At 33.6% G+C, this 23,465-nt stretch carries 29 protein-coding genes; 13 read left to right on the top strand and 16 right to left on the bottom strand.

Translation table 11 applies throughout. The features are described 5' to 3' along the window. The first annotated feature begins 282 nt into the window (after positions 1-282). Positions 283-597, top strand: coding sequence for a BON domain-containing protein (locus PH4a_RS14760; RefSeq protein WP_129040770.1), 315 nt, complete (start codon positions 283-285; stop codon positions 595-597). Between the two features lie 687 nt (positions 598-1,284). Here the strand turns inward: PH4a_RS14760 and ompW are convergent. Then, on the bottom strand, positions 1,285-1,920 hold the full coding sequence (ompW, locus tag PH4a_RS14755) for an outer membrane protein OmpW (RefSeq protein ID WP_064719803.1): 636 nt from the start codon (positions 1,918-1,920) through the stop codon (positions 1,285-1,287). 429 nt (positions 1,921-2,349) lie between these two features. Here ompW and PH4a_RS14750 point away from each other — a divergent pair, with 429 nt between their 5' ends. After that, positions 2,350-3,120 carry a YciC family protein gene (locus tag PH4a_RS14750; RefSeq protein ID WP_129040768.1) on the top strand — a complete coding sequence of 257 codons (771 nt, stop codon included), beginning with the start codon at positions 2,350-2,352 and terminating at the stop codon, positions 3,118-3,120. 74 nt (positions 3,121-3,194) lie between these two features. On the opposite strand, the gene PH4a_RS14745 is transcribed toward PH4a_RS14750, so the two are convergent. Beyond that, positions 3,195-5,042, bottom strand: a complete 1,848-nt coding sequence (locus tag PH4a_RS14745) for a SulP family inorganic anion transporter (protein ID WP_244212897.1) — start codon at positions 5,040-5,042, stop codon at positions 3,195-3,197. 303 nt (positions 5,043-5,345) lie between these two features. Between PH4a_RS14745 and PH4a_RS14740 the strand changes: the two genes are divergently transcribed. Both PH4a_RS14740 and yciA read left to right on the top strand, forming a co-directional pair. After that, the gene (locus PH4a_RS14740; protein ID WP_129040766.1) at positions 5,346-5,993 is read left to right on the top strand and encodes a septation protein A; all 648 of its coding nucleotides are present in this window, start codon (positions 5,346-5,348) and stop codon (positions 5,991-5,993) included. A 69-nt stretch (positions 5,994-6,062) separates the two neighbouring features. After that, positions 6,063-6,494, top strand: a complete 432-nt coding sequence (gene yciA / locus PH4a_RS14735) for an acyl-CoA thioester hydrolase YciA (protein WP_064719800.1) — start codon at positions 6,063-6,065, stop codon at positions 6,492-6,494. A gap of 137 nt (positions 6,495-6,631) precedes the next feature. Here the strand turns inward: yciA and tonB are convergent, their stop codons facing one another. Together tonB and PH4a_RS14725 are read right to left on the bottom strand one after the other, a co-directional pair. After that, positions 6,632-7,345, bottom strand: coding sequence for a TonB system transport protein TonB (tonB, locus tag PH4a_RS14730; RefSeq protein WP_129040764.1), 714 nt, complete (start codon positions 7,343-7,345; stop codon positions 6,632-6,634). 116 nt (positions 7,346-7,461) lie between these two features. Next, positions 7,462-7,641, bottom strand: a complete 180-nt coding sequence (locus tag PH4a_RS14725) for a YciY family protein (protein WP_064719798.1) — start codon at positions 7,639-7,641, stop codon at positions 7,462-7,464. 306 nt (positions 7,642-7,947) lie between these two features. Between PH4a_RS14725 and cls the strand changes: the two genes are divergently transcribed. Both cls and PH4a_RS14715 read left to right on the top strand, forming a co-directional pair. Beyond that, complete coding sequence (cls, locus tag PH4a_RS14720; protein ID WP_129040762.1) at positions 7,948-9,408, top strand: cardiolipin synthase; 1,461 nt, start codon at positions 7,948-7,950, stop codon at positions 9,406-9,408. A 114-nt stretch (positions 9,409-9,522) separates the two neighbouring features. Beyond that, complete coding sequence (locus PH4a_RS14715) at positions 9,523-9,846, top strand: HI1450 family dsDNA-mimic protein (protein WP_064719796.1); 324 nt, start codon at positions 9,523-9,525, stop codon at positions 9,844-9,846. Between the two features lie 124 nt (positions 9,847-9,970). On the opposite strand, the gene PH4a_RS14710 is transcribed toward PH4a_RS14715, so the two are convergent. The 3 genes from PH4a_RS14710 to PH4a_RS14700 form a co-directional block, all read right to left on the bottom strand. Continuing rightward, complete coding sequence (locus PH4a_RS14710) at positions 9,971-10,240, bottom strand: carboxymuconolactone decarboxylase family protein (RefSeq protein WP_244212896.1); 270 nt, start codon at positions 10,238-10,240, stop codon at positions 9,971-9,973. 370 nt (positions 10,241-10,610) lie between these two features. Further along, positions 10,611-10,943 (bottom strand): colicin transporter, encoded by a 333-nt coding sequence (locus tag PH4a_RS14705; protein ID WP_244212895.1) that lies wholly within the window; start codon positions 10,941-10,943, stop codon positions 10,611-10,613. Continuing rightward, positions 10,943-12,265, bottom strand: a complete 1,323-nt coding sequence (locus tag PH4a_RS14700) for a colicin E5-related ribonuclease (protein WP_244212894.1) — start codon at positions 12,263-12,265, stop codon at positions 10,943-10,945. Before PH4a_RS14700 ends, PH4a_RS14705 begins: the two co-directional genes overlap by 1 nt. Here PH4a_RS14700 and PH4a_RS18425 point away from each other — a divergent pair. Continuing rightward, entirely contained in the window at positions 12,264-12,398 is a 135-nt protein-coding gene (locus tag PH4a_RS18425) for a hypothetical protein (protein WP_279634827.1), read from the top strand. The two genes, PH4a_RS14700 and PH4a_RS18425, sit on opposite strands and share 2 nt — an antisense overlap. Here the strand turns inward: PH4a_RS18425 and PH4a_RS14695 are convergent. After that, the gene (locus tag PH4a_RS14695) at positions 12,373-12,684 is read right to left on the bottom strand and encodes a hypothetical protein (RefSeq protein ID WP_129040758.1); all 312 of its coding nucleotides are present in this window, start codon (positions 12,682-12,684) and stop codon (positions 12,373-12,375) included. The genes PH4a_RS18425 and PH4a_RS14695 overlap by 26 nt on opposite strands. 403 nt (positions 12,685-13,087) lie before the next feature. Here PH4a_RS14695 and PH4a_RS14685 point away from each other — a divergent pair, with 403 nt between their 5' ends. Continuing rightward, entirely contained in the window at positions 13,088-13,384 is a 297-nt protein-coding gene (locus PH4a_RS14685; protein WP_244212893.1) for a MerR family transcriptional regulator, read from the top strand. A gap of 42 nt (positions 13,385-13,426) precedes the next feature. On the opposite strand, the gene PH4a_RS14680 is transcribed toward PH4a_RS14685, so the two are convergent. From PH4a_RS14680 to PH4a_RS14650, 7 genes are all read right to left on the bottom strand, one after another. Beyond that, positions 13,427-13,822 carry a tyrosine-type recombinase/integrase gene (locus tag PH4a_RS14680; RefSeq protein ID WP_244212974.1) on the bottom strand — a complete coding sequence of 132 codons (396 nt, stop codon included), beginning with the start codon at positions 13,820-13,822 and terminating at the stop codon, positions 13,427-13,429. Between the two features lie 259 nt (positions 13,823-14,081). Next, positions 14,082-14,363 carry a hypothetical protein gene (locus tag PH4a_RS14675; RefSeq protein WP_129040756.1) on the bottom strand — a complete coding sequence of 94 codons (282 nt, stop codon included), beginning with the start codon at positions 14,361-14,363 and terminating at the stop codon, positions 14,082-14,084. Between the two features lie 163 nt (positions 14,364-14,526). Then, entirely contained in the window at positions 14,527-14,787 is a 261-nt protein-coding gene (locus PH4a_RS18340) for a GNAT family N-acetyltransferase (RefSeq protein ID WP_244212892.1), read from the bottom strand. 388 nt (positions 14,788-15,175) lie between these two features. Beyond that, positions 15,176-15,712: an Ail/Lom family outer membrane beta-barrel protein gene (locus tag PH4a_RS14665; RefSeq protein ID WP_129040754.1), complete on the bottom strand. Its 537-nt coding sequence runs from the start codon at positions 15,710-15,712 to the stop codon at positions 15,176-15,178. A 346-nt stretch (positions 15,713-16,058) separates the two neighbouring features. Beyond that, positions 16,059-16,667 (bottom strand): pentapeptide repeat-containing protein, encoded by a 609-nt coding sequence (locus tag PH4a_RS14660; protein WP_129040752.1) that lies wholly within the window; start codon positions 16,665-16,667, stop codon positions 16,059-16,061. A gap of 73 nt (positions 16,668-16,740) precedes the next feature. Then, a complete protein-coding gene (locus PH4a_RS14655; RefSeq protein ID WP_129040750.1) occupies positions 16,741-17,058 on the bottom strand; it encodes a hypothetical protein in 318 nt (105 codons plus the stop codon). A gap of 41 nt (positions 17,059-17,099) precedes the next feature. Further along, the gene (locus PH4a_RS14650) at positions 17,100-17,396 is read right to left on the bottom strand and encodes a putative quinol monooxygenase (RefSeq protein ID WP_129040748.1); all 297 of its coding nucleotides are present in this window, start codon (positions 17,394-17,396) and stop codon (positions 17,100-17,102) included. A 396-nt stretch (positions 17,397-17,792) separates the two neighbouring features. Here PH4a_RS14650 and leuE point away from each other — a divergent pair, with 396 nt between their 5' ends. From leuE to ttcA, 3 genes are all read left to right on the top strand, one after another. Beyond that, on the top strand, positions 17,793-18,434 hold the full coding sequence (leuE, locus tag PH4a_RS14645) for a leucine efflux protein LeuE (RefSeq protein ID WP_129040746.1): 642 nt from the start codon (positions 17,793-17,795) through the stop codon (positions 18,432-18,434). A 134-nt stretch (positions 18,435-18,568) separates the two neighbouring features. After that, a complete protein-coding gene (locus tag PH4a_RS14640; protein WP_164971567.1) occupies positions 18,569-19,126 on the top strand; it encodes a 4Fe-4S dicluster domain-containing protein in 558 nt (185 codons plus the stop codon). Positions 19,127-19,448: 322 nt separating this feature from the next. Further along, on the top strand, positions 19,449-20,369 hold the full coding sequence (gene ttcA, locus PH4a_RS14635) for a tRNA 2-thiocytidine(32) synthetase TtcA (protein ID WP_129040742.1): 921 nt from the start codon (positions 19,449-19,451) through the stop codon (positions 20,367-20,369). Positions 20,370-20,682: 313 nt separating this feature from the next. Here ttcA and zntB read toward each other — a convergent pair whose 3' ends face one another. Beyond that, positions 20,683-21,666 carry a zinc transporter ZntB gene (zntB, locus tag PH4a_RS14630; RefSeq protein ID WP_129040740.1) on the bottom strand — a complete coding sequence of 328 codons (984 nt, stop codon included), beginning with the start codon at positions 21,664-21,666 and terminating at the stop codon, positions 20,683-20,685. 379 nt (positions 21,667-22,045) lie between these two features. On the opposite strand from zntB, the gene PH4a_RS14625 reads away from it, so the two are divergent. Together PH4a_RS14625 and PH4a_RS14620 are read left to right on the top strand one after the other, a co-directional pair. Further along, positions 22,046-22,384: a DUF4377 domain-containing protein gene (locus PH4a_RS14625; RefSeq protein WP_129040738.1), complete on the top strand. Its 339-nt coding sequence runs from the start codon at positions 22,046-22,048 to the stop codon at positions 22,382-22,384. Between the two features lie 266 nt (positions 22,385-22,650). Next, positions 22,651-23,220: an Ail/Lom family outer membrane beta-barrel protein gene (locus tag PH4a_RS14620; RefSeq protein WP_129040735.1), complete on the top strand. Its 570-nt coding sequence runs from the start codon at positions 22,651-22,653 to the stop codon at positions 23,218-23,220. The last annotated feature ends 245 nt before the right edge of the window (positions 23,221-23,465 follow it).

Below are 23,465 nucleotides of genomic sequence, written 5' to 3'. Positions count from 1 at the left end.
CAATAGCTTTATACAAAAAATCCGCTTTAGCAGAAGAAATTTTCTTTTTCTGAGCGGATTATTCTCAATTATTATTCTAGTTATTTATCGAATCCCCTCTTTTATTCTGATAACAACTTATTGATCTATTGTGATATTGCTACATCTCATTTTCCTAAACAAAGAAATATTATTTTTAGTAAATATTTGGCAATATTCTATTTTTTGCACATACTTGAAACAGAGCTTTATCTTTACATCTCTTAAATAACCAATCACATCGTAACAATAGGGAGTTGAATAATGACATTATGGGCGAAAATTTCTGCTGTGTTTGCAGCAATGGTTATGGCACTAGCTTTATCTGCATGTTCACCTACACCAACCTCTGAAGGTACTGGTGGATACTTTGATGATTCAGTAATCACTACTAAAGTAAAAACTGCACTTATTGGTGAAAAAAAGCTGAACTCGACACAAATTAGTGTTGAAACTTTTAAGGGGAAAGTACAACTCAGTGGTTTTGTTTCTTCTCAAGCAGATGCAAATAAAGCCATAGAAACCACACGTAACGTGTCAGGTGTTAAAGGCGTAATTAACTCTATGGTTATTCGCTAGTCTTTCTTTTTTCCTTTTTTTCTTTATTTTTCACTAAGACCACTTCGGTGGTCTTTTTTATTTCTCTCTATAACCTCTCCTATTCATTTCAATTCTTGATTCTGGTAACAAGTCAATTTCTGCAAAAAAACTGATTTTGCTAAAAGTAAGTATTTTTTATTTCAAGTTAAAAAGAGTATATAAAAAGATCAATAGATAAATTAATCTAATCATTTATCGAATAAAAAAACATCATCTTACTTATAAGAATATATATTCGGATGCTAGGCCTCTATTTCTATTTTTGTTACTTGGCTTAACGCTTGTTTTTCTTTTTATGATAGTTAATTTATCAACAGCAAATAAAGATGCATATTAAATACATCTAATTGAATGTAGTATTTACAACTATTAACTAGCAATTTTAATAAAGTTTATGCCGCAATTTACTCCTCTAATAAATTGACAAGCAATAAGATTCATTTTAAATGCAACTTAATTAAAGTTGAGAAATAATATTCGCATATAATAGATAGCTTATCTTTATAAGACTTATACATTTCTTTATTAATATTAATAGGTGTATTAAATGTAAAAAAGTCATTTTCTAATTTATCTTTTTAGACTTTTTTTAGCAAATTAAGATATAAAAAAGCGGAGATAATCTCCGCCTTTTCATTATTTGATATTCTTTTAAAATACGAATAATTAGAAGCGGTAACCCACACCAAACATAAATACAAATGGGTCAATACGAGTGCTGATTGATTGTCTATCTTCACCTGCTTTGAATTTAACGTCAGTTTCGATATTCATCCACCAAACTGAAGCATTCAGCATCCAGTTTTTATCCAGGTTATAATCTAAGCCTGCTTGTGCTGCAAAGCCCCATGAATCCTTAAGATCCAAGTCAGAAAGACCAGCGGCTTTACCTGCTGAATTGAATTTTTCATCAAAGAAGGTAGTAAAGTTTAGACCCGCACCTAAATAAGGGCGTAATTTATCTTGTGAATCACCAAAATAATATTGTGCCATCAATGTTGGTGGCAAATGTTTAATAGTAGCAATTTCACCAAAGTTTGTTAATGAAACTTTGTGTTCAAAAGGCGTTGCTGCTAATAACTCAACACCGATATTATCGGTAATCATATACCCGAAAGTTAAACCTAATTGCGTATTATTATTTGCTTCAAAGTGTCCAATATTTAATACATTATCAGAACCTGCATTAGGACGAACTGTTGCAGTACCAGCACGGAATAAAAAATCCCCTGCTTGGTGAGCAAAAGAAATAGAAGGCGCAAGAGTTGCAGCTGCTAAAATAAGCGCAGAAAGTTTTTTCATTATTTAACCCATTCCTGTAATAAGTAAAATCTCCGCTAAAATATAACCATTAATAGCAAATTATGATCTAATGCTGATCACAACTTTGGAATTATTTTTGCAGAAAGTGTTATTTCGGTATTTATTATTTATGAAGCCAATTATTTATAATTGATCCACATCAAATTACACACTAATACAATTTTTTCTTATAAATTAATTTATTTTTCATGCTAATTTTTGAATAGAAAATATCCTACAAAGAGATTTGAATAAATAAAGTTATTAATGTGTTAATTTTATGTTTTATTTAGGTAATGGATATTACCTTATAGGAAGTAAGTCGTTTTATCTTTGCATTGTACTAACAAGATAAAATATCCCTTTTTGCTGAATGAAAAGGTACAATAGCGCAAATTGACTTAGTCTATCTTTATAGGAGCCGTTTTCATGCCTACCACGGCAAGCACAATCTACCGAGACAGTCTTAACTTTTATAAGAATGAACTGCGTAGCCTTGTCACACTTTCCGCCTTTCTTGCGGCTATTTTAGCGGTAATAACTTCATTAGTGGGGCCAAACACCCAGGAATACCAATTAATGATTGATTTTATTGCTGACTTTCAAAAAACAAAATTAGCCAGTGCTTCACCCGCTGAATTAGAAGCAATGAGTAACAGTGTTGTAGGTGTTGCTAAAAAAGTACTGGTTTTATACTCATTTGAAACACTACTGCAAAGTATATTAGTTCTTACGCTGCTTATTTTTGTAATGGGGCTATCTTCAGGACATAACCCAACGATTGGCCAATCTTTTAGCTCTGGCTTACCTCGTTTACCTAAAATGTTTTTATTAATTGTGCTTTGCTCAATTCTTATTAGCGCTGGTTTTATGGTAATGATTATACCCGGTATTATTCTGCTAATTGGTTTTGCTATGGCGCCTGTAATTTTAATCCGTCAAAATAGCCTCGGTAATGCAATTCGCTTAGGGTGGAAAATAGGCTTTAGTGAATCTAGATTGCTTATCCCCGCGTTAGGAATTTGGATACTGCTGCAATTTGGTATTGGTTTTTTAACCAACATTACCATGCAACTGCCTGATTTTGTGCATAACTTCCTATATTATCTTTTGAAAAATATGGCTTCTGCTTGGGTCATTATTTATCTTTTCCGTTTATTTATGTTAGTTAACGACAAATACACGGCCAAAACACATTAAAAAAATATCCCGTGATAGGTATTTACTTATCACGGGATTATTTTTCTCATTTTTTCACAACAACATCACATATCTTATTCAGTTGCCTTTTTAGGCTCCAACTGATTATCTAGTTTTGTATCTTTTGCTAATAAAACATCTTCTGTTGTTATGTTAGAAGTAGCTACTTTTTCTATATTCGTTTGTTGTTGCTGTGCTTGTAGTTCTTCTTTTTGTTTTTCTTTAATTTGTAAGCGACTTTGATAAAGTCGAATAACAAAATAGAGATCGGGCGCAATAATTAAATCATCTTCATTAGAAGACATTTTATTTCGTTCCAGCCAACGATTTAATTCTGTTCTTCGCCCTGCTAAAACTAATTTAACGCCTTTTATTTTAAGCTCTCGGATTAGTTCATCTATCGCAGCAAAAACGCTTACATCGTCATAGGTGAAGCTTACCGCGGCATCAACAGCAAGCCATGCAGGCCGCTTTGGTGCATTATCAACTAATTGTAATACTCGTTTTTTAAAATAAGCCACATTAAAATAAGTAAGAGGCGAATTAAAACGATACATCATCAAACCCTCTATTGGCTCAATGTCGTTATCTTTATTCATTGAATGAACCATACCTTGTTCATCAACGCCTAATAATTGATCACTAGGGCGAAATACAATCCGCAGAAATTGCAATAACCCAAGTAAAACGGCAAAACCAATACCGTTAATTAGCCCTGCTAATAACACAGCCAATAAAGTAAACGATGCCAAAGTAAATGCTTGACGATTACGTTTACGATAAGACCAAATATGACGAATACTCAGCAATGACCACGAAGAAACAATTAACACCACACCTAATGATGATAGTGGAATATAAGCAAGAAAATCGGTCATAAATAACAACACGAATAAAATAACCAGCGCCGCAATAATTGAAACTAATTGTGTTTTTCCACCAACAGAATCATTAACCGCAGTACGACTACTCGCCGCACTTACAGCAAATCCTTGCGAAAGTGCCGCCGCAATATTAGCGATACCTAACGCCTTAAGTTCTTGGTCTGCATCAACTTCATAACCATTTTTACTGGCAAAACTTCTTGCTGTCATCATAAAACTAACAAAACTAATAACCGCAAGGTTGATAGAAGGTACCATCAATTCACGCAATAAACCGGGGTGAAAACTACTCATTGAAACAACCGGCAAAAACATATCTATTTGCCCAGCATCTTTATTAACAATAGCAATACCGTAATCAACTAAATCAAACTGCCAACTTAAATAAGTCATTACAACCATAGCAATCAACGGAGCCGGCCATCGACTACGAAAATGCCGTATCCCCAATAGTAAAACTAACGTTATGGTTGACATTAATAGTGTTGGCCAATGTGCATCCATTAACCTAAATGGCACTTCAATAAGTTTTTCAATTAAATATTCAGGAGAAGTATCAAAACCAAATACTTTACTAATTTGACCCACCATAATGGTGATAGCAACACCATTTAAAAGGCCTTGCAAAATAGGTCGAGAGAGAAAATCGGTAAACGCACCTAAACGAAAATGACTGGCGAGAATACACCAAAAACCTGTCATTGCGGTCATTATAATCGCAAGTTGCCAGCGTGTATTTTCATCTCCTGCAGATAACGGAATAACGACTGCTGCAATAACAGCGCAGGTTGCGGCATCAGGCCCTGTAATTAATTGTCGTGATGTACCGAAGAACGCATAAATAATCATGGGTAAAATACAAGCATACAGCCCAACAATAGCATTGATACCCAATAGCTCGGTATAAGCAATAGCCACAGGTAAAGCAACTGCAGCAACCGAAAGCCCTGCTTTAAGATCATAACCAAAATAAGCACGCTTATAATTAAACAGTAAGCCTAACCCAGGCATCCATTTTATTATTCTTTTTCCGTTCATTGATTTCCTCTTATCAGAAATACTTTTTATGCATTCATCAAGGAATATCGCTAAGATTGATGAATGCTTGAATCATATACTAGAGTGATATTTAAATCTTCTATCATTAATTAAGCTTGATTGTTGGTTTTCCATAAGTGAAATTATATTTATTTTTCATTTAGTTATTTGTACTAGAAATGACTATTATTACGCAAATTAGCGCAATAACATTAAAGATATGCAATTGTTTACCCATTTCATGTCACTTTGCATTAGAATAGCCTTGTTTATGAATTCAATTACCATAGGTTCCTATCAGTTATGAAAAACGGCTGGCTTAAGCAACTACTTGATTTTGCTCCACTCTTAGTGTTTTTTGTGTTTTATAAATGGCAAGATATATTCTATGCCTCTGGCGCATTAATTGTAGCGACATGGATTTCAGTCGTTCTGACATGGCTTATTTTTCGCAAAGTTGAAAAAGCGCCACTCATTACTGCCGTCGTTGTGACTATTTTTGGTTCATTAACTATTGCCTTTCATTCTGCTGATTTTATTAAATGGAAAGTGACCGCTATTTATGCCATTTTTGCGGCTGTATTAGTCGGAATGCAACTCTTTACACCAAAAACATTAATAGAAAGAATGTTAGGTAAAGAATTAAAAATGCCAGCGGCAAACTGGAAAAAACTGAATATTGCGTGGGTTATTTTCTTTGTTGCCTGTGCCCTAGGTAATATTTATGTGGCATTCTCACTTTCTTTAGAAACTTGGGTTAACTTTAAAGTCTTCGGCTTAAGTATTTTAACCTTTATATTTACTATCGCGAGTGTGGTTTATATCTGGAATAATCGTTTACCAGAGCCAGAAGAAGAATCAGAACATAGTGCAGAACAAAACTTATCAGACGAGAAATCAGCTCAAGCAGCCAAATCTCTTCATCATGATACAGATGTAAAATCTAAATAATACACAACTCATTATTGGGAGATCTTATTAAGATCTCCTTGGTTTTAACACTTATAGATATCATTTCCCATGACTGAACAACAATCTCTTCCTAATGGCGAACTTGTTTTACGTACCCTTGCCATGCCTGCAGATACTAATGCCAATGGTGATATTTTTGGTGGCTGGTTAATGTCTCAAATGGACATTGGTGGCGCTATTTTGGCAAAAGAAATTGCATTAGGTCGCGTCGTTACTGTTAGTGTAACAGGCATTACCTTTCTAAAACCCGTTGCTGTCGGTGATGTGGTGTGTTGTTATGCGCGTTGCTTAAAAACGGGCAACTCTTCTATTACTGTCAATATTGAAGTATGGGTAAAAAAAGTAGCTACAGAACCTGTAGGTCAGCGCTATCGTGCAACAGAAGCGGTTTTTACTTATGTAGCAGTAGATGAAAATAACGCAGCTCGTCGTTTACCTGAAGGCAAAGCTCAGTTTACGCTAACAAGTACGATGGAATAAGTTTTAAGCTATTTTGGTGAGCGGTTCCAATTCGTTGATTATAAAAACTAAAAAAGGCACTGTAAAAAGTGCCTTTTATTTATATAAATACTGCTATATAAATACTGCGCGTTAACTAACGAGCATTATATTCAGTCTTAACCACTTGTTGATATGCCTTCTATTTTGAAATCAATAGTCATCACTTTTCCTTTATAAGCAATTTTTTCATAGCGCCACTGACGCATCGCTTTTTTGATTTCTCTTTCAAACACATTTTTAGGATCAGCAGAAAGTATTTCTACATTTTCTACTCGCCCATCGGCATCAACATCAAAACGTACCTTAACTGAACCTTCTATGCCTACCGCTTTTGCTCGTTGAGGATATACAGGTAGACCTTGTCTAACAACATTAGGCTCTTTACCTTCTCCACTACTTACCGTTGCAACAGGTTTATCTTCACCTTTATCGCTTGGCTTAGCGGTTGGATTCAGATTTTTTTGATCATTTCCTTTGTTCAATACCAATTGTGGGCGTTCAACAGGTGGCTTAGGTTTTTCCACTGGTTTTGGTTTTGGCTTAGGTTTTGGTTCTGGTTTTTTCTCTATTGGCTTTTCAATAATAGGTTTTACATCAGGGATTGGTTCTGGCTCAGGTTCTGGTTCAACCACGGGCTCTGGCTCCGGTGGCGTAACTTCTTCAACCACAGGTTCAGGCTCACCAGCTGGCTCCTCTGCTGCAAATGCCAACATTTGTATGGATATCGGTTCCGGTTTTGCCGGTTCTTCTTCCACAACATATAAAACGGCAGCCGCAACTAATGAGGCATGCAAACATAGTGATATGAATACCCAAAGCTTCCAACGCATAACTGATCTTATTTCACCTAAAGAAAAAATAATACCTGTAGTTTAAATGCAAATAGCAATCATATTCAATAACGTTTATCAAAATGATTGATATAAACAGCTAAAAAAGGAAGTTATTAGCTCCACTCGGTGAGTTGCACAAACAAAAGAGCTCTATGTTTTTTAGAAGTATCAAGCTTACGTAGCTGATAAATACGCAAATTTCGACGCGACTGCCCTTCTAACCAACGACGACGCTTACGTATTGCTTGTCTCATCATTCGCCAACGTGCAACTTCGTTCCTGCTATGTCTCATGCTATCAACACCTATTTTTTCAAATAAGTGATGTATTATAGGACGTTCATTTTGTGATCCAAGTGGGTAATTGTTTTTTGATCTAAATTTATTCGTTCTTTGCGCATTTCTCACAAAGAAAAAATGAATAAAGAGTTATATCGTTTCACTAATTTGATACTTATCTCTTAAGAAAGAGATTTGACAGTAACAATAATCCTGATTTAATAGCTACGTTCGATAAATTACAGCGATAATAAACTGTTTTTTTATTACATTGCCTCTAGCCTGTCCATGTGGTTTTTTTCAACGGAAAATAGCTCTACTATGACAACATTTTATACTGTATTAAGCTGGCTAACATTTTTCTTTTATTGGCTACTCATTGCAGGGATCACCTTTCGTGTCCTAATGCGTAGACGCCCTGTCGCCTCAACAATGGCTTGGCTACTTATTATTTATATTCTGCCTTTAGTGGGTGTTATCGCCTATTTTGCTTTTGGTGAATTACATCTTGGAAAGCGTCGAGTTGAACATGCCAGACAAATGTGGCCATCAGTGGTTGCTTGGCTTGAAGACTTAAAAAAATGTAAACATATTTTTGCCAAACACCATAGTGATGTTGCATCCCCTCTTTTTCAATTAACGGCAAAACGTCAAGGAATTGAAGGCGTAAAAGGCAATAAAATACAACTTCTTACTACCTGTGAAGACTCGTTAAATGCCATTACACGAGATATTGATAATGCCCGTGATAATATTGAAATGGTATTTTATATTTGGCAACCTGGCGGATTAGTCGAAGAAGTGACGGATGCTTTAATTCGCGCGGCTAAACGCGGGGTAAAATGTCGTGTTATGGTCGACTCCGCAGGAAGTTGGAATTTTTTTCGTACTAAAGGCCCTGAAAAAATGCGCGCTGCAGGTATTGAATTTATTGAATCCCTTCACGTTAATTTATTCCGTTTCTTTTTACGCCGAATGGATTTACGCCAACACCGTAAGATTGTCCTTATCGACAACTATATTTCCTACACAGGAAGTATGAATATGGTTGACCCTCGCTACTTTAAACAAGACGCAGGAGTGGGTCAGTGGATTGATATTATGGTGAGAATGGAAGGTCCTGTTTCTACCACCTTAGGCATTATTTATGCTTTTGATTGGGAAATGGAGACTGGTGAACGCCATTTACCGCCGCCACCAGACAACAATATCATGCCTTTCGAAAGTGAAAGTGGCCACACCACACAAGTTATTGCTTCTGGCCCTGGTTTTCCTGATGAGTTAATTCAACAATCATTAATTACCGCTATTTACTCATCAAGAAAAGAGCTTGTACTAACTACGCCTTATTTTGTACCAAGTGATGATCTTGCCCATGCAATCTCAACAGCAGCAATGCGTGGCGTTGATGTCACAATTATTGTCCCTCGAAGTAATGATTCATTTCTCGTCCGCTGGGCTAGCCGAGCATTTTTTGCTGAAATGCTTGAAGCAGGCGTAAAGATATTTATGTTTGAAGACGGGTTGCTACACACAAAAAGTGTAATGGTAGATGGTCAGCTAAGTATGGTCGGTTCGGTTAATCTTGATATGCGTAGCTTATGGCTCAACTTTGAAATCACTGTAGTTATTGACGATGAAGGTTTTGGTAGCGATTTAAGTATCGTACAATATGACTACATCGCTCGATCTACTGAATTAACACTTGATGAGTGGGAAAAGCGTCCATTCTTTAACCGTGTATTAGAGCGTATATGTTATTTCTTCAGCCCATTGTTATAATTAGAAATGTTATAATCAGCAAAACGACAAAAAATAGCAGATAAGTTTGGTTAAAATAGCAAAATACGCTATAAACAACGCGATAATTATTGAAAAAATAAACAGGCACTACCAATGAATGAACCAACATTAATCAGTGAAGATGAAGCCCTCGAACAAGCTTACGATCTATTTTTAGCACAAGCGGCTGATAATTTAGAAGTTGCAGACCAGCTCCTTTTTAACTTGCAATTTGAAGAAAGAGGCGCTGCTGAAGTGGTTCCATTGGGTAATGACTGGCAGTTTATTGTTGGCCTGCCAATAACGCCAGCACGCTTTAGTGAAGTTATTATTGGCCTTGCACCAAATGACGATGCTGATATTGATGATATTTTTGGTCGAGTTTTAATTAGCCGCGATCCGCTACAACCCATGTTTCATATTATCTGGAAATCATAATTTCCATTTTCTACTCTCGCCAGCTCAAATTTGAGCTGGCGATTTTTATTTTATGCAGCAAGTCTTACCTTTATTTTAATTAATACTCACCGCCATTCACTGTCATCTTTTACGCTTTATATCATTACTGACGTAAACTTACCGCAATACGATTAAAAGCATTCATTAAGCCAATAGCAATAGTTAAATCACTCATTTCGGCATCGGTAAAATATGCTTTAACTTGCTGGTAAATAGTGTCATCCGTATTTGCTGCCGAAATATGAGTAACAGCTTCGGTCCACATTAATGCTGCGCGTTCTCTCGCTGAAAATCGTTCGCTAACGTGCCATCCATTAAGTGCATCTAATTTGTTTTGAGCAAAATTGTGTTCACGTAATGAAGTACTGTGCATTTCAAGACAAGATTAACAATAAAAATAAATATTTTATATAAATCAACTAAATAAAGAAATAAATTAAAATATAAAAAACATTATGAACACAATTATGTACACAAAAAACATGCACAATGATGATTGTGCGCTAGTATCAATGAACACACATAAATAAAATTTATACATCTGTGAATAAAAATACTGGTTTTATAAACACAAGCTATATCTGTAACCAGAACAAGAATAACTGTGTATCTTGTTTTTATGATGGCTCAAGAGAAGTCTTGTAAAGATTTTTTAGTTATTCGGCTATCTTCGTACAAGGTTGGAGTTTTCGCTCTCAGAAAACAACAAAGGGCACAGATGCCCTTTGTTCATTATTAATACTTTATGGGTTGCCAATGGTTACTATAAATGCTGTATATCCATCCGCAGAGTCTTCTTTGATGCTATCAATCGCTAATTGATTATTCTCTGCTAATTTATTTTCTTTAAATAGTTTTGTTTTTCCAGACCAAGAAGCTTCACCATCAGGTCGAAAACCTGGGTTAAACCAATGCCCGCCATCAACTCCCAATACCCATAATTTCTGTTTTGTCGCTTCCTGACAAACTTCGACGGCTGCTTTAGGAGATAACTTCATTGAAGCGTTACCTTTTAACTTAAAGAAATCAGCACCGTTATTATATAAAATGCCATGATTAAATAGTTTCTTTTCCATTATTTTTTATTCCATCTTATTCTTGAATCATCAATCCAATCAGGATCTGTTTTATCACTAACTTGTGTAATTTCACCAGTACGGTCATTAACGACTACATACTTACCAGGCTGACCATACACCGTGGCAGGATCATTACGTCCTAATCCATCATCTGTATTTTTGGGTTTGCGCTTATCAAATGAATCACCACTCGCTCCTTGTGCTACAGTATTTTTAATATCCTGATCTGTCCAGCCCCGCTCTCCCATCTGCCCTTTAATTTTACCTTCGATTTTAATCTCTGGCATTTTTCCTTTTACCTTAGCTTCCTCTTCTTTCACTTTATTCTCACCAGCTTTTTTCTCACCCTCTGCTTTTTTTCGCGATTCGAGAATGGGAGCTAGTTTTTTCTTTTCATTTTCTATTTGGGAGTTTACTTCAAGTAATCTAATTGCCAATCTCTCATGTAAAGCGGAATATAATATAACTTGAATACCGTTTATGGTTCCATTTTTAAAAGCTGAATTAACAACCTCTCCCAAATAAGCTTTTGTACCATTTTTTAAAAGAAGAGATAAAAAAACTTTATTATCAATCTTTATATCGATGTTATTTAATATTCCTTGTTGCTCCTTAGATTTAGGATAAACAAGAGGATTTTTAACAGGATCTGCTAATGCCAAGCCTTCTGGAGTAGCTTTGAGTTTATTAATAACAGCGGCTTGAGCCTGATAGTGTTTATCAATATTAGCTAATCTTTTCTTTGCTTCTTCAAGCTCTAATAATGCAGCCTCTAACGGATGAAGTGTTGACCATTCAGCCCATTCTGTTTCTACTATTTGCTTTTCATTATTGACATCAATAACGTCAATAATAGAGACATAAAGAGCTTCATGCTTACCGCCAAAATCAACAATTGCATGATGGGTCTTTAATTTAGATGAAGGAATATAGTATCCAGCATTAGGCTTAGAGTTGATGACTACCTGTTTATTTTTATCTGCTTTGTTTTCAGAAACGCTAATACGCACCGGCTTTGCGCCTGCAATAATAGGGGCTGTATAAATGTTAGGTGTGCTTGTTGCTGTTGCCTTTACAATTGGGATACTAATAGCCTGACCTGTTGATACAATGGTTCGCTGCTTTCTAGTATTTTTATCTAAAGCAGACATAACCTGTGTATGTATGCTTAAGGATGTTTTTTTACCAATATCACTAATTTGATTAGTAACAATATCAGCAGGCATCGTTGTAACTTTACGTACTTTGTTTCTATCAAAAATATCTCTATCCAAAATGCCATAGTTCTTTAACAATGCCATTTCAGCTTGAGTAGACATGATGTTACTACTTGGCCACAATCCTTCGACTGCAATCCCAACACCTGTGATCCTAGCAAGCTTTGGCGCAACCGACATTGCTTCAACTGCGCTAGCTCTTAGTGCCGTTAGTGATTTAGAAAAAAATGCTTAACGTTTGCAGAAGCAAATGGACTTGTTGTAAAGCTAAGAACGCCTTGATAGGTAAGAAAACTTAATGCAGGAATAGCCGCTGATGCCATTGCCAATTTTTCAGGGTATTTCCCTAGATCAAAATCTGAAATGTCTTGAACTTCTCTTACTCGCTCATTCTTATCTCGATCTTCACTGTCGTTATCGGTGTGATTTGAGCTATCATCTTCATCATAATCATAATAATCATGGCTACTAACACCATCAGTTATCTCAATACGAACATCTCGATCTTCATTATCACTCATATAAATTCCTTTTTATATTTAATAGCACACAATCACTGTATACAAATACAGTATATTCAATAGTAATCGTAAAACAATCATCTTATTTCGGCTATATTCGGAATGATCATTATTAATTTTTAACTCTTCCTTGAGCTAAATAAATTCAATTAGTTATCAATTTCTGGTGTGCTATTGGTGTCCTGATTTTCTTTCTCTTCTTTTTGTCTGCGTTCCTCTTCCATCTCATGCATTCTCACGTTATAGATTGAATGCTTGAAGGTATTCCAGCAAGTGATTTTGTTGTTAACCCACTAACACCACCACAAGCAAAATCTCTATTCCTACACCGCTTTAATGAGCTTTATAAGGTGGAATGAAATGACTAATAACCACCAGCATTAACTAATACTGTATACGAACAGTGTGGAGAGAAAATATATTTTATGGAAAAAATAATGTTATCCCTATAAAAATTAATTATTCAGTGAGTTACAAAGAGCAATTACAAAGTAAAGAATCGGCTAAAAAATCCAACCCTACTTTTATCGGAACGAAAGAGCTAGCTAAAAGGATCGGAATAAAACCACACACATTGCGTGTATGGGTTAGTGAAGGGAAACAAGCTAAAGAAGGCTTCCCAAAAACCAGTCACCAGTTGCAAGAACTACAATTTAGGATGAAAGATATTATTGACTGGGAGAATGGTAAACGATTTTAGTTAGTTTATCCCACCACGTCTCATAAGCTTCACGTTGCTCTTCTAAGTAGGTGTGCTTGTCGTACACCTGCCATATCCCTGTGGTAATTTATGCCCTAACATAATTTCAGCGACATGAGGTTGTGTTAACTCAGAAATACCTGTTCTCATTGTCTTACGTAAATCGTGAATTGACCAAGTGGTATAATCATCAAAATGCCGAGCCATTTTTCTATTTAGAGTATTAATTATTTCACAATGCCCAGTTCGTTCAAGCCGCTCTCCTGATTTTTTCGAAAATAAATATTTCTTAGAATAACTAAACTCAAATGCCTCTAATATTAGTTTTTTGGCTTGAGGTATTATCGGTCTTATAATTGGTTTTCCTGTTTTTGATCCGGTCTTATGCTTACTTGAAGGGATAAGCCAAATATTTTTATCAAAGTTAAAGTCTGTAATTTCAGCACCAAATAGCTCACCAATACAAGAGCCGAAAAGTAACGATAATTTAACTAAATTGTGGCATTTTTTACTCCATAATAAATATCAATGAACAAATTCTGTATATAAATACAGTAAAGATGCTATTCTATTCGCTTTGTTTTCGTTATCAATTTTGTGGTATTAAAAAATGATTAAACTCAACTTACTTAACCCAGTGTTATAAAACAAAAAAAAGCGCCTAGATGCGCTTTTATACTAAATAAGAAGAGGGAGATTATTCAAAGCAGTGTGATGAATGTGCGATAGTAAAAAACATCATGCCTTCTTTTGTTAATTCCGCTTCTTGCCTTTTAGCGGGAGAAGTCACCATTTTATCTATTTCAGTTGAAGAAAATTTCTTATCGGCTTCATTATAAAAACAAATACATTGCTCTTTTGTTACTTTGCTATAAACATTTAATGCATCCATGCAATATGCAATTACTTTATCCTCTTGCGATTCTGAACATGCGGTAATAAAAAATAAAGATAAGATAACTGCAAATTTTTTTATCATCGTAGTCCACCTTAATTTTAGAGTTATTCTTAGCGTGGAAGAAAACACCTAACCATTTACTTTCACAATTTATTTTGACTAACTAAAATTATTTCATTAAATAGGTATAATTATTACGACATAAATCAAATTATATTGTGAGATTAATTCCCTATCGCTATTTTTAGTATTTATACTTAGATTTATTTAGTTTTAAATGTAGCAATGGATATGGATTACTCTGCCCATCAACAGCAGAACATCCTATTTCATTAAATCCCAGATGATTATAAAAGCCAATAGCTTGTGAATTTTGTTCATTAACATCTAATTTATCAATGTTTAATTTTTCAACAGCAAAATTTAATAAAAACTTTCCACATCCATGCCCCCTTGCATCAGTAGAAATAAATAACATTTCTAACTTATTTTCAACGGTACTCATACGTCATAAATAATTTTATTTCTATCAATAGCAACATACAAATTAAGCATTGGTAAATATTGAGAAAAAATATCTATTTTTAATGACTGAATAATTTCTTCTGTTAAAAAATGGTGCTTTGCTCTAACCGATGATCCTCAAACAAAAATTATTTCATCATAGAGTAAAGTATCTGCTTTAATAATTGTTAACATAATAGCATCTTAAAAATCATTATCATAAATTGAGTTTAAAATCAGTCAGCAATATAAACTGTAAAAGACCATTAACTAACTGGATTTTACTTTATCGAGCTTAACGCTTTTTACCACTTAAAACTTACACAAAATTAAAAGGCCATTTTAGATGGCCTTTTAAAATAATATTGTATGATATATAGTAAAGGCTATTAAAAACGGTAACCCACACCTAATACCCAAGTGCCAAATTTAGCCTTATCTAATTTAGAATATTCATATGAAGCATCAATCGCAATATTAGGTAAAGGGTTTACCTGTAAACCTAATCCGTATGCCATTGAAGTTTTATCATAATCTCTTTTATTGCTAAAATAGTTATCTTTTTGGTTAGCATGACCAAAACCGATTAAACCATAAGCACTAAGATAATCATTAAAACGATAATTGGGGCCGGCAGTTAATGAGTAATAATTCACTTCTGTAGAACCTACTTTTCCCCAATAGCCATAATAGTTATAAGTAATTTTAGTATAAGTTAATGAGCCTATAACTCCCCAGCAATCATTTAATTCATAGTTATATTTAAAGTTAATGCCTTTTAGCTCATCATCTATTTTTTTACCATCTAATTTTACAGAACTTTGGGCATAGCCAACTGAAAAAGTATTATCTAATGCAGCTTGCGCACCAAAAGATATTGTAGATATAGCTAATACGGTAGCCGAAATTAATAAATTACACTTCATCTTTATTCTCATATAATAAACAAAAAAATGAACACATAGAAGACAACTAAAATAAATCTTTAGCTGTAAGTTCTTCCTGTCACTCAATAATACTTTGATTAAATAATACGATAACAAACCATAATGATAAAGATTTACTTATTAATATTGATGCAATAGGACAACTGTTCTAATCAAAAATAAACTTACATTATATTTACCTATTATTAATGAAATATTAAGGCATTAAGAATTAAAAAATAAAGTAAAATACACTTTAGTTAATGTAATTATTTTTATTGTTGAATTTTAGCTTTCCTATTTCTACCCTCTCATATTGTAATAATATTAGCCTCTAAAGTAGTCACTAATCCAACAATTGAATATCTAAATATTTTAATAAATCCAAAGCTTCAAATTTTGAAAATTTAGCTTTTGCTATTTTATTTTGCCGAATATCAATATCAAATGAGTGTGAATCACTAAAATCGACAGATTCTAAATTAGTTTTCATAAACAAACTATTTGTTAAATCAGAGCAAATTATAACCGATTTTTGTAATTCAGCATGTCTAAAATCAACATCATGTAAGCGGCAATCTTCAAAAATAGATTCATGAAGTTTTAATTCAAAAAAATTACAGCCACTGAGAATACTCTTTTTAAAACTAAGTTGAGAATAAAAATCGAAGCGTGGCCAATAAGCTTTTGTCCAATCAATACCCACAAGTTTGCATCCCACAAATTCAACATTAGAAAAGCGAGTATTTTTTATTTCCATTAAACTTAAATTACATTGGTCAAACAAACAGTTAATAAACTTACAGTAAGTTAAATTTACTGATGAAAGATCACAATTATTAAATTCACATTTCTCAAATATAATTTCTTTAAATGCAAGATCCGCAATATCTAACTTATCAAAGATTACATCCAGATATTCTTGCCCACTTTCTACTTTCTCCAAATTTTTCATTTTTGACCCTTTGAATTAATAGTCTTTATTGAAAATAATAATGATAACCACTTTATTAAAATTTCTAAATTTTTCACGTCTTGCTTGCTAACTGCATTTTTAGCCAAAAAGCTTGCTGACATAAGTTAAAAAATTCTTTTCTATGTGGTGAAATCTGCTGATTATTTAGCTCAATGACTTCCCACGTTATCCAATGTTCTGGGCACTGCGCATCATTATCATAGTGCTCTGTTTCTATCTCTTCTACACACTTAAGAATAACACCATCATTAAACAACCAAGTTTGAGTTAATGTTATAACTTCTTTTAGCTCATCTTGTTGTTTAATTTTTGTTAAGTTACAGTGGTTATCATCCCTATTAATAATATGAAATATATAGTTTGCTAACATAAACTCTTTTACCTAAAACCTAGCACACATATTGTGTACTATCATGTTCTGTTTAACGCACTGTCCATGAATATAAATTTAGGTTCTGCTTTTATATATTGGTTAATCATAGGCACCAATCGACGAAAATGTTCACTATTACAATGAATATCTAATGCTGCATGGTCTGGCCACTCTTCAATAAAAATAAAATGCCCAGGGTCTTTTTCATCAACATACAAATCATAACTAATACACAAAGGCTCTTTTTTTGTTGCTTCAACAAGCTCCTGATAAAGTGGTAACACAATATCAATAGCTTCTGTTTGAATAAAATCTTCTGCAATAACTTTTAGCATGGCATTTCCTTTTGTAAAAACTGAAAAAAAAGCACTGTATAAATCCCCATAAATATAATTCACTTGCCCTATCATACCCACCCTATTTACCTTAAAACATACATGTTTATTGATATAAAACATCACATTCTTTTAATAATTTGTAACAGTCTGGTTTTTCTTGATTTTATTGGGTTAACTTGAAATTTTACTCAATATTTTTCACGATAAGGTAGCCCATTAATATTTTCTACTAAAAACATTGAATATTTCCAAGGAAAGCGCTTAAACGATAACTAATTATCCTGATTATCTAAGAAAATATACGTTTAAATTAACCAGTCTATTTTTATATAATATAAAAATAAATCGAGTTATCTCATTACGTAAAAATGACTATTAGTTTGGAGGTTACACGTGTGGCTTGAGCAATTTGGAGTACTTAATATTTGGACATATCTTGCTGGTATGTTTTTTATTATTATTGTTCCTGGTCCAAATTCACTTTATGTTCTTAAAACTAGTGCATCACGAGGTGTTACAGCTGGTTATAGAGCCGCATTTGGCGTCTTTATTGGTGATGCTATTTTAATCTTTTTAGCCTTTATTGGTGTTGCATCAGTCATACAAGCATCTCCTCTCCTTTTTACTATTGTCCGTTTTCTTGGTGCATTTTATTTGCTCTATCTTGGAGTTAAAATAATTTACGCTAACTTTTTCTCACAAAAAAAGAATTCTGTTGAAGCAATAAATTTACAGGAACATGTATTTAGAAAAGCGCTTACTCTTAGCTTAACTAATCCAAAAGCGATTCTATTTTATATTTCTTTTTTCGTGCAATTTATTGATTTTAACTATGCACATACTGGGTTATCTTATTTAATTCTCGCCTCAATGCTTGAAGCATTTAGTTTTATCTATCTTTCATTTTTAATATTTGGTGGTGTTGCACTTGCTCGATTTTTTGGCTCGCGTAAAAGCATTGCTCGAGTGGGGAATGGAATTATTGGATTGTTCTTTATGGGATTTGCAACAAAACTTGCAATACTCACCTCTTAAAGAATAATATCTCTGCCTAAGGTGAGATGATTTTCACTAATATCTATTTAACTCACCTAAGTTTGATTAATATTATTAATCCATCTCAACAACCGCTATATCATATTAGATACAACCAAAAAATAGGTAATGAGATGAATAGTTTAATTGTAATTGATTCTCAAAAGTGTATTGGCTGTAAGACTTGTGAAATAGCATGTTCTGTTAGCCATACATCAGAAAAAAACGGTAGTGATTTTCTTGATAAAAAAAACTTTCACCCAAGAATACGCATCATTCGTTTAATGAATCATTTCACCGCATCTATTTGTCATCAATGTGATGATGCGCCTTGTGCCGAAGCATGCCAAACAAAAGCTTTAGTATTTGGAGAAAATTCTGTAGAGACTCATCCTGAAAATTGTATTGGTTGTCGAGCATGTCTGTTAGCTTGTCCCTTTGGTGCTATAGAGCTAATGAAAAAAACTCAGTCACCTAAGCAATTTTTTTTAGAACTAAAACAGCAATTTCATATGGATATTATAAAATGTGATTTATGTAAACACAGAGACAAAGGCCCAGCGTGTGTTGAATTTTGTCCTCAAGATGCGCTAACTTGTGTTTCTGATATCACATTATCGAAAATCACAGAGCAACGTAGAAGAGATTCTGTATTGAGAGAAAATAGTCCCACTAATGGGCATTATTTTTAAAAATATTTTATAGCCTCATGAAGTTTATGAGGCTATAAAATAAGTTATATTTCCAATTAAATTCTTCCCATTTTACTTATCTGTATCGAAATTACCCTACCATCTGCTATCATTGGCGGCTTATCAATTTCCTTGCCATAAATAACGAGTATTTTTTACTTATGAGTTTGTTTATATCTGCATTAAATCTCATTAGTCTTTAACTTCACTTAAAACGATTTAGATACTTGTTTAAATAAGTATTCGCAGAATAAATAAGGTTAAAAAATAAATATTTATCAGCAAGTTACAGAATAACCAGCAACGATATAGAACCGTAAAAATGAGCATTCCAAAAGAGCAGTATAATTTCAACAAATTACAAAAACGCCTACGCCGTGATGTTGGGCAAGCTATCGCTGACTTTAATATGATTGAAGATGGCGACAGAATTATGGTTTGCCTTTCTGGCGGTAAAGACAGCTATACATTACTGTCTATCTTAATGAATCTACAGAAAAGTGCCCCTATTGATTTTTCACTAATTGCCGTCAACTTAGATCAAAAACAACCTGGTTTTCCTGAACATATTTTACCTGAGTACTTAAACGAACTTGGAGTTGAATATAAGATTGTTGAAGAAAATACTTATGGGATTGTGAAAGATATTATTCCTGAAGGCAAAACTACCTGTTCTTTATGCTCTCGTTTACGCCGTGGTATTTTATATCGTACAGCTACCGAAGTAGGTGCAACTAAAATTGCTTTGGGTCATCATCGCGACGATATTTTAGAAACTATGTTTTTAAACATGTTCTACGGTGGAAAACTTAAAGGTATGCCACCAAAATTAATGAGTGATGATGGTAAGCATATTGTTATTCGCCCTCTGGCCTATGCTCGTGAAAAAGATATTGAGCGCTTTGCTCAAGCAAAATCATTCCCTATTATTCCGTGTAATCTTTGTGGTTCACAGCCAAACTTACAGCGTCAAGTTATTAAAGAAATGCTGAGAGATTGGGATAAACGCTACCCTGGTCGTATTGAAACCATGTTTAGAGCCACTCAAAACATTGTTCCATCACATTTGTGTGATACTCAATTATTTGATTTTGCTAATCTGAAACATGGTGATGAAGTTATTAATGGTGGAGATTTAGCCTTTGATAAAGATGAAATCCCATCAACACCATTAATTTCACCAGAAGAAGATGAACGACCTAGTTTCAGTCAAGATAGATTAGATATTATTGAAGTTAAATAAATCATGTGCAATCCCTAGAAACGATATTTCCTTTTCTGGGGATTTTTATGAAACAAAATCGTGTAGGTAACGCATAGATACAAAAAAAAACCGATGTCATTAGACACCGGTATAATAATGGTCAATTATTCTGTATTAAGAACTCAATATGAGAAAAACTACAATTATGGAGCACAACGTTCATCGCTCAACGTTGTATTCACCTGCGAGAGTTATAGTGCCAGATGTTCCACTTTAAAAAATTGATATATCTCAAACAGAGTTAGAGAATTCTTTTTTAAATCCATTTAGTTACGATTAATTTGCCGATTATTTACAACCATCTACTGCGTTTTAACCACCAGGTAACAATAATAATTAAAAATAATAGCGATAAGCAAAAGATAGTGAACCCATAAGGAAATTCATTTCCTGGTATTCCGCCTAAATTCACACCAAATAATCCAGTCAGAAAAGTTGTAGGTAAAAAGAGCATAGCCATTAGCGACATGGTATAAGTGCGTCGATTCATAGCATCAGCCATCATTGATGTAATCTCATCAGCAATAACTGCCGTACGCGAAATGCTACTATCCAAGTCTTCTAAACGGCGAGAAAGTCGCTCTGATATTTCTAACATCGTCACTCTATCGCTATCACTCATCCAAGGAAGCTTTTCTATAGATAATCGTGAAAAAACATCTCTCTGCGGTGCCATATAACGGCGCAATACAATAAGTTGTTTACGCAATAATGCCAGTTCCCCTCGTGCCGGAATTTGCTGATCGAGGATCATATCTTCTAATTCAATTAATTGGTCATGAAGTGTTTCTACAAATTCACCGATTTCATCAGTTACAGCATCCGCCATCGTTATAAGCCAATCACCACTATTTTCTGGACCATCACCCAACTCTAAAGTGTGAATAACAGAGTCAACTGAATTTACTCTACGATGTCGGCTAGAGATAATAACTTGACTATTAATATAAATTCTAAACGCCACAAGCTCATCTGGGCGATCATTAAGATTATTATTAATTGTTTGTAAATTAATAATAATACCTTCGCCAACACGCTGTGCTTTTGGTCTAACGTTTTCTGCCAGTAACACATCTTTTGCAATAGGTGGTAATAAAGTTGTTTCTTCTATCCACTGCGCACTTTGTGATTTACGATAATCTAAATGAATCCAAAAAGGTTGCTCGCTACTCGCTATCGAGTCTGATGTTATTTCTTTGATACTACCATTACCACTGAGTTGAGCTGCATAAATAGCATCAGAATTTTGGATAACAGAATTATTAATTGTATTCATTTAGTATCCTCCTTAAATATCACACTTAACATAATATTTTAGTTTTGCTGTTAGTTGAGTGGTACTTATTAGCATATATTGCCTTTATATTATTATCTTTCAATATTTTATTTCATGCTATTTTGTTGTTTTTGTCTGTTTTAACGTTTTCTTTGTCTAAAAGAACAACAAATTTACATTATATTTTCTACTTTAGGATTTTTACACTAAAAATTATGTTGATAGTTCCATTATGCTATTACTTTCAATATATATCTAAAAATATGTTATTTTATGCATAGAAGCTATAGAAACTACCTAGTTTTAAATGTAATTTCTAAGCAAGATATAAATTACACTCTATAATTAGTATGTCGTACCTAAAAATAAGGTCATTAACATGAAAAAATTTCTCGCTATTCCTTTATTTTTACTTCTAGCCGGATGTGATAACGCAACTACGACAGAACCAGTGGCCACCCTAGATACCGAATCAACCAAAACCTTTCTTGTTGACTCTCAACTTTATGATTGTGTTGGTGTTGCACCAATGAAGTGTATGAAAATAAAAGAGCTTCCTTCTGGTGAATGGTCTCTTTTTTATCAAAACATTGAAGGTTTTGAATTTAAGAATGGTACTGAATATACGCTAAAAGTAAAAGTAACAGATATTCCTAATCCTCCAGCCGATGCATCAAGCGTAAAATATACCTTAATTGAAGTGCTAGATAAAAAATAAACATTTAATAATGGCGAACTATATAGCCAATCATTATTTTAAATGACTCAAATAGATTATTTAAATCCGTTAAATAATCTATTTATTATAAATTTATCACCTAATTTTTCAACTTCAATAATTACATATCTATTTAATTATTTTTTTATTTCTTTTGAAGAGTAAGCTTGCTAATTTATTTTAGGAGTGATTCTAATTAATTAATATTGAGTTTATTTTTTAACTCACTAAAAATAGAGTTATCTTAAACAACCAGATACTCAACAATGAATATATCGAAAAAATTAATTACTGTATTTTTCTGCTTTGGCTTATTATTTTCTTCTTCTTTATATGCCCATAATGGTGCTCATACATTCTACGGCGGCTATATTTTCAGCAAAATCACAGGTCATTCAGCTCATGGCACACAGCTAAGCTATCGTTATGAGTCAGACAACACTTGGGGTTTATTAACATCGCTACTATATATAAATTCAAATCATAAAGAGAACTTTATTGATGGCCGGTTTTCCAATACTTCAAAAGCTAAAACAAAAAATACTGCAGTAGCAATATTAATTGGTCCTACTTATCGAATTAACTCTTCATTCTCCGTTTTCGTACAAATGGGGCCAGTAAAACTGAACCATAAAGAGAATAAAGATCACCCCACTATTAATGCAAACGACACCCACACCATAAGTACATCTAATTATATTGCTCAAGGCGGAATTGATTACAATCCGATCCAGAATTTATCAATCAATATGGGGTACATCTATTCAAATGCGACGGTTAACAAGCGCCGCCTTGAATTAAGTGGTGTACAACTATCCTTAGGCTATAGATTTTAATTTTGTTGATGACCTGTAACAGTTATTAACAAAAAAAATAATAATTGATTATTTATTTATTTGTAAATGAAGGTATTCAGAAAAAAATAACATTAATATTGGTTATTATTAATGACATAGATCCATAAGAAAAAAAGGATACAATATTAAAATTTAAACTCACTGCACAATTAGTCAAAACATTAATATAAAAATATATTAACATTACCTCTGCAATGTTTATTCCTTTTGAGTCTCCTTCTGTT

The sequence above is a fragment of the Proteus hauseri genome (assembly GCF_004116975.1).
Taxonomy (GTDB): domain Bacteria; phylum Pseudomonadota; class Gammaproteobacteria; order Enterobacterales; family Enterobacteriaceae; genus Proteus; species Proteus hauseri.
The sequence above is the reverse complement of the archived record's forward strand: the minus strand, read 5'-3'. Positions and strand labels throughout refer to the sequence as shown.

Coding starts and splice junctions, on each gene's coding strand:
- PH4a_RS14695 (WP_129040758.1), bottom strand. CDS start 12,684: ATGAGTGATAATGAAGATCGAGATGTTCGTATTGAGATAACTGATGGT.
- PH4a_RS14660 (WP_129040752.1), bottom strand. CDS start 16,667: ATGAAAAATTTGGAGAAAGTAGAAAGTGGGCAAGAATATCTGGATGTA.
- PH4a_RS14655 (WP_129040750.1), bottom strand. CDS start 17,058: ATGTTAGCAAACTATATATTTCATATTATTAATAGGGATGATAACCAC.
- PH4a_RS14750 (WP_129040768.1), top strand. CDS start 2,350: ATGCCTACCACGGCAAGCACAATCTACCGAGACAGTCTTAACTTTTAT.
- PH4a_RS14665 (WP_129040754.1), bottom strand. CDS start 15,712: ATGAAGTGTAATTTATTAATTTCGGCTACCGTATTAGCTATATCTACA.
- PH4a_RS14700 (WP_244212894.1), bottom strand. CDS start 12,265: ATGTCTACTCAAGCTGAAATGGCATTGTTAAAGAACTATGGCATTTTG.
- PH4a_RS14705 (WP_244212895.1), bottom strand. CDS start 10,943: ATGGAAAAGAAACTATTTAATCATGGCATTTTATATAATAACGGTGCT.
- ttcA (WP_129040742.1), top strand. CDS start 19,449: ATGAGCATTCCAAAAGAGCAGTATAATTTCAACAAATTACAAAAACGC.
- PH4a_RS14650 (WP_129040748.1), bottom strand. CDS start 17,396: ATGCTAAAAGTTATTGCAGAAGATTTTATTCAAACAGAAGCTATTGAT.
- PH4a_RS14740 (WP_129040766.1), top strand. CDS start 5,346: ATGAAAAACGGCTGGCTTAAGCAACTACTTGATTTTGCTCCACTCTTA.
- PH4a_RS18425 (WP_279634827.1), top strand. CDS start 12,264: ATGATGTTACTACTTGGCCACAATCCTTCGACTGCAATCCCAACACCT.
- PH4a_RS18340 (WP_244212892.1), bottom strand. CDS start 14,787: ATGAGTACCGTTGAAAATAAGTTAGAAATGTTATTTATTTCTACTGAT.
- PH4a_RS14715 (WP_064719796.1), top strand. CDS start 9,523: ATGAATGAACCAACATTAATCAGTGAAGATGAAGCCCTCGAACAAGCT.
- PH4a_RS14725 (WP_064719798.1), bottom strand. CDS start 7,641: ATGAGACATAGCAGGAACGAAGTTGCACGTTGGCGAATGATGAGACAA.
- yciA (WP_064719800.1), top strand. CDS start 6,063: ATGACTGAACAACAATCTCTTCCTAATGGCGAACTTGTTTTACGTACC.
- PH4a_RS14675 (WP_129040756.1), bottom strand. CDS start 14,363: ATGATAAAAAAATTTGCAGTTATCTTATCTTTATTTTTTATTACCGCA.
- tonB (WP_129040764.1), bottom strand. CDS start 7,345: ATGCGTTGGAAGCTTTGGGTATTCATATCACTATGTTTGCATGCCTCA.
- PH4a_RS14710 (WP_244212896.1), bottom strand. CDS start 10,240: ATGCACAGTACTTCATTACGTGAACACAATTTTGCTCAAAACAAATTA.
- PH4a_RS14625 (WP_129040738.1), top strand. CDS start 22,046: ATGAAAAAATTTCTCGCTATTCCTTTATTTTTACTTCTAGCCGGATGT.
- PH4a_RS14745 (WP_244212897.1), bottom strand. CDS start 5,042: ATGAACGGAAAAAGAATAATAAAATGGATGCCTGGGTTAGGCTTACTG.
- ompW (WP_064719803.1), bottom strand. CDS start 1,920: ATGAAAAAACTTTCTGCGCTTATTTTAGCAGCTGCAACTCTTGCGCCT.
- zntB (WP_129040740.1), bottom strand. CDS start 21,666: ATGAATACAATTAATAATTCTGTTATCCAAAATTCTGATGCTATTTAT.
- PH4a_RS14760 (WP_129040770.1), top strand. CDS start 283: ATGACATTATGGGCGAAAATTTCTGCTGTGTTTGCAGCAATGGTTATG.
- PH4a_RS14620 (WP_129040735.1), top strand. CDS start 22,651: ATGAATATATCGAAAAAATTAATTACTGTATTTTTCTGCTTTGGCTTA.
- PH4a_RS14640 (WP_164971567.1), top strand. CDS start 18,569: ATGAATAGTTTAATTGTAATTGATTCTCAAAAGTGTATTGGCTGTAAG.
- cls (WP_129040762.1), top strand. CDS start 7,948: ATGACAACATTTTATACTGTATTAAGCTGGCTAACATTTTTCTTTTAT.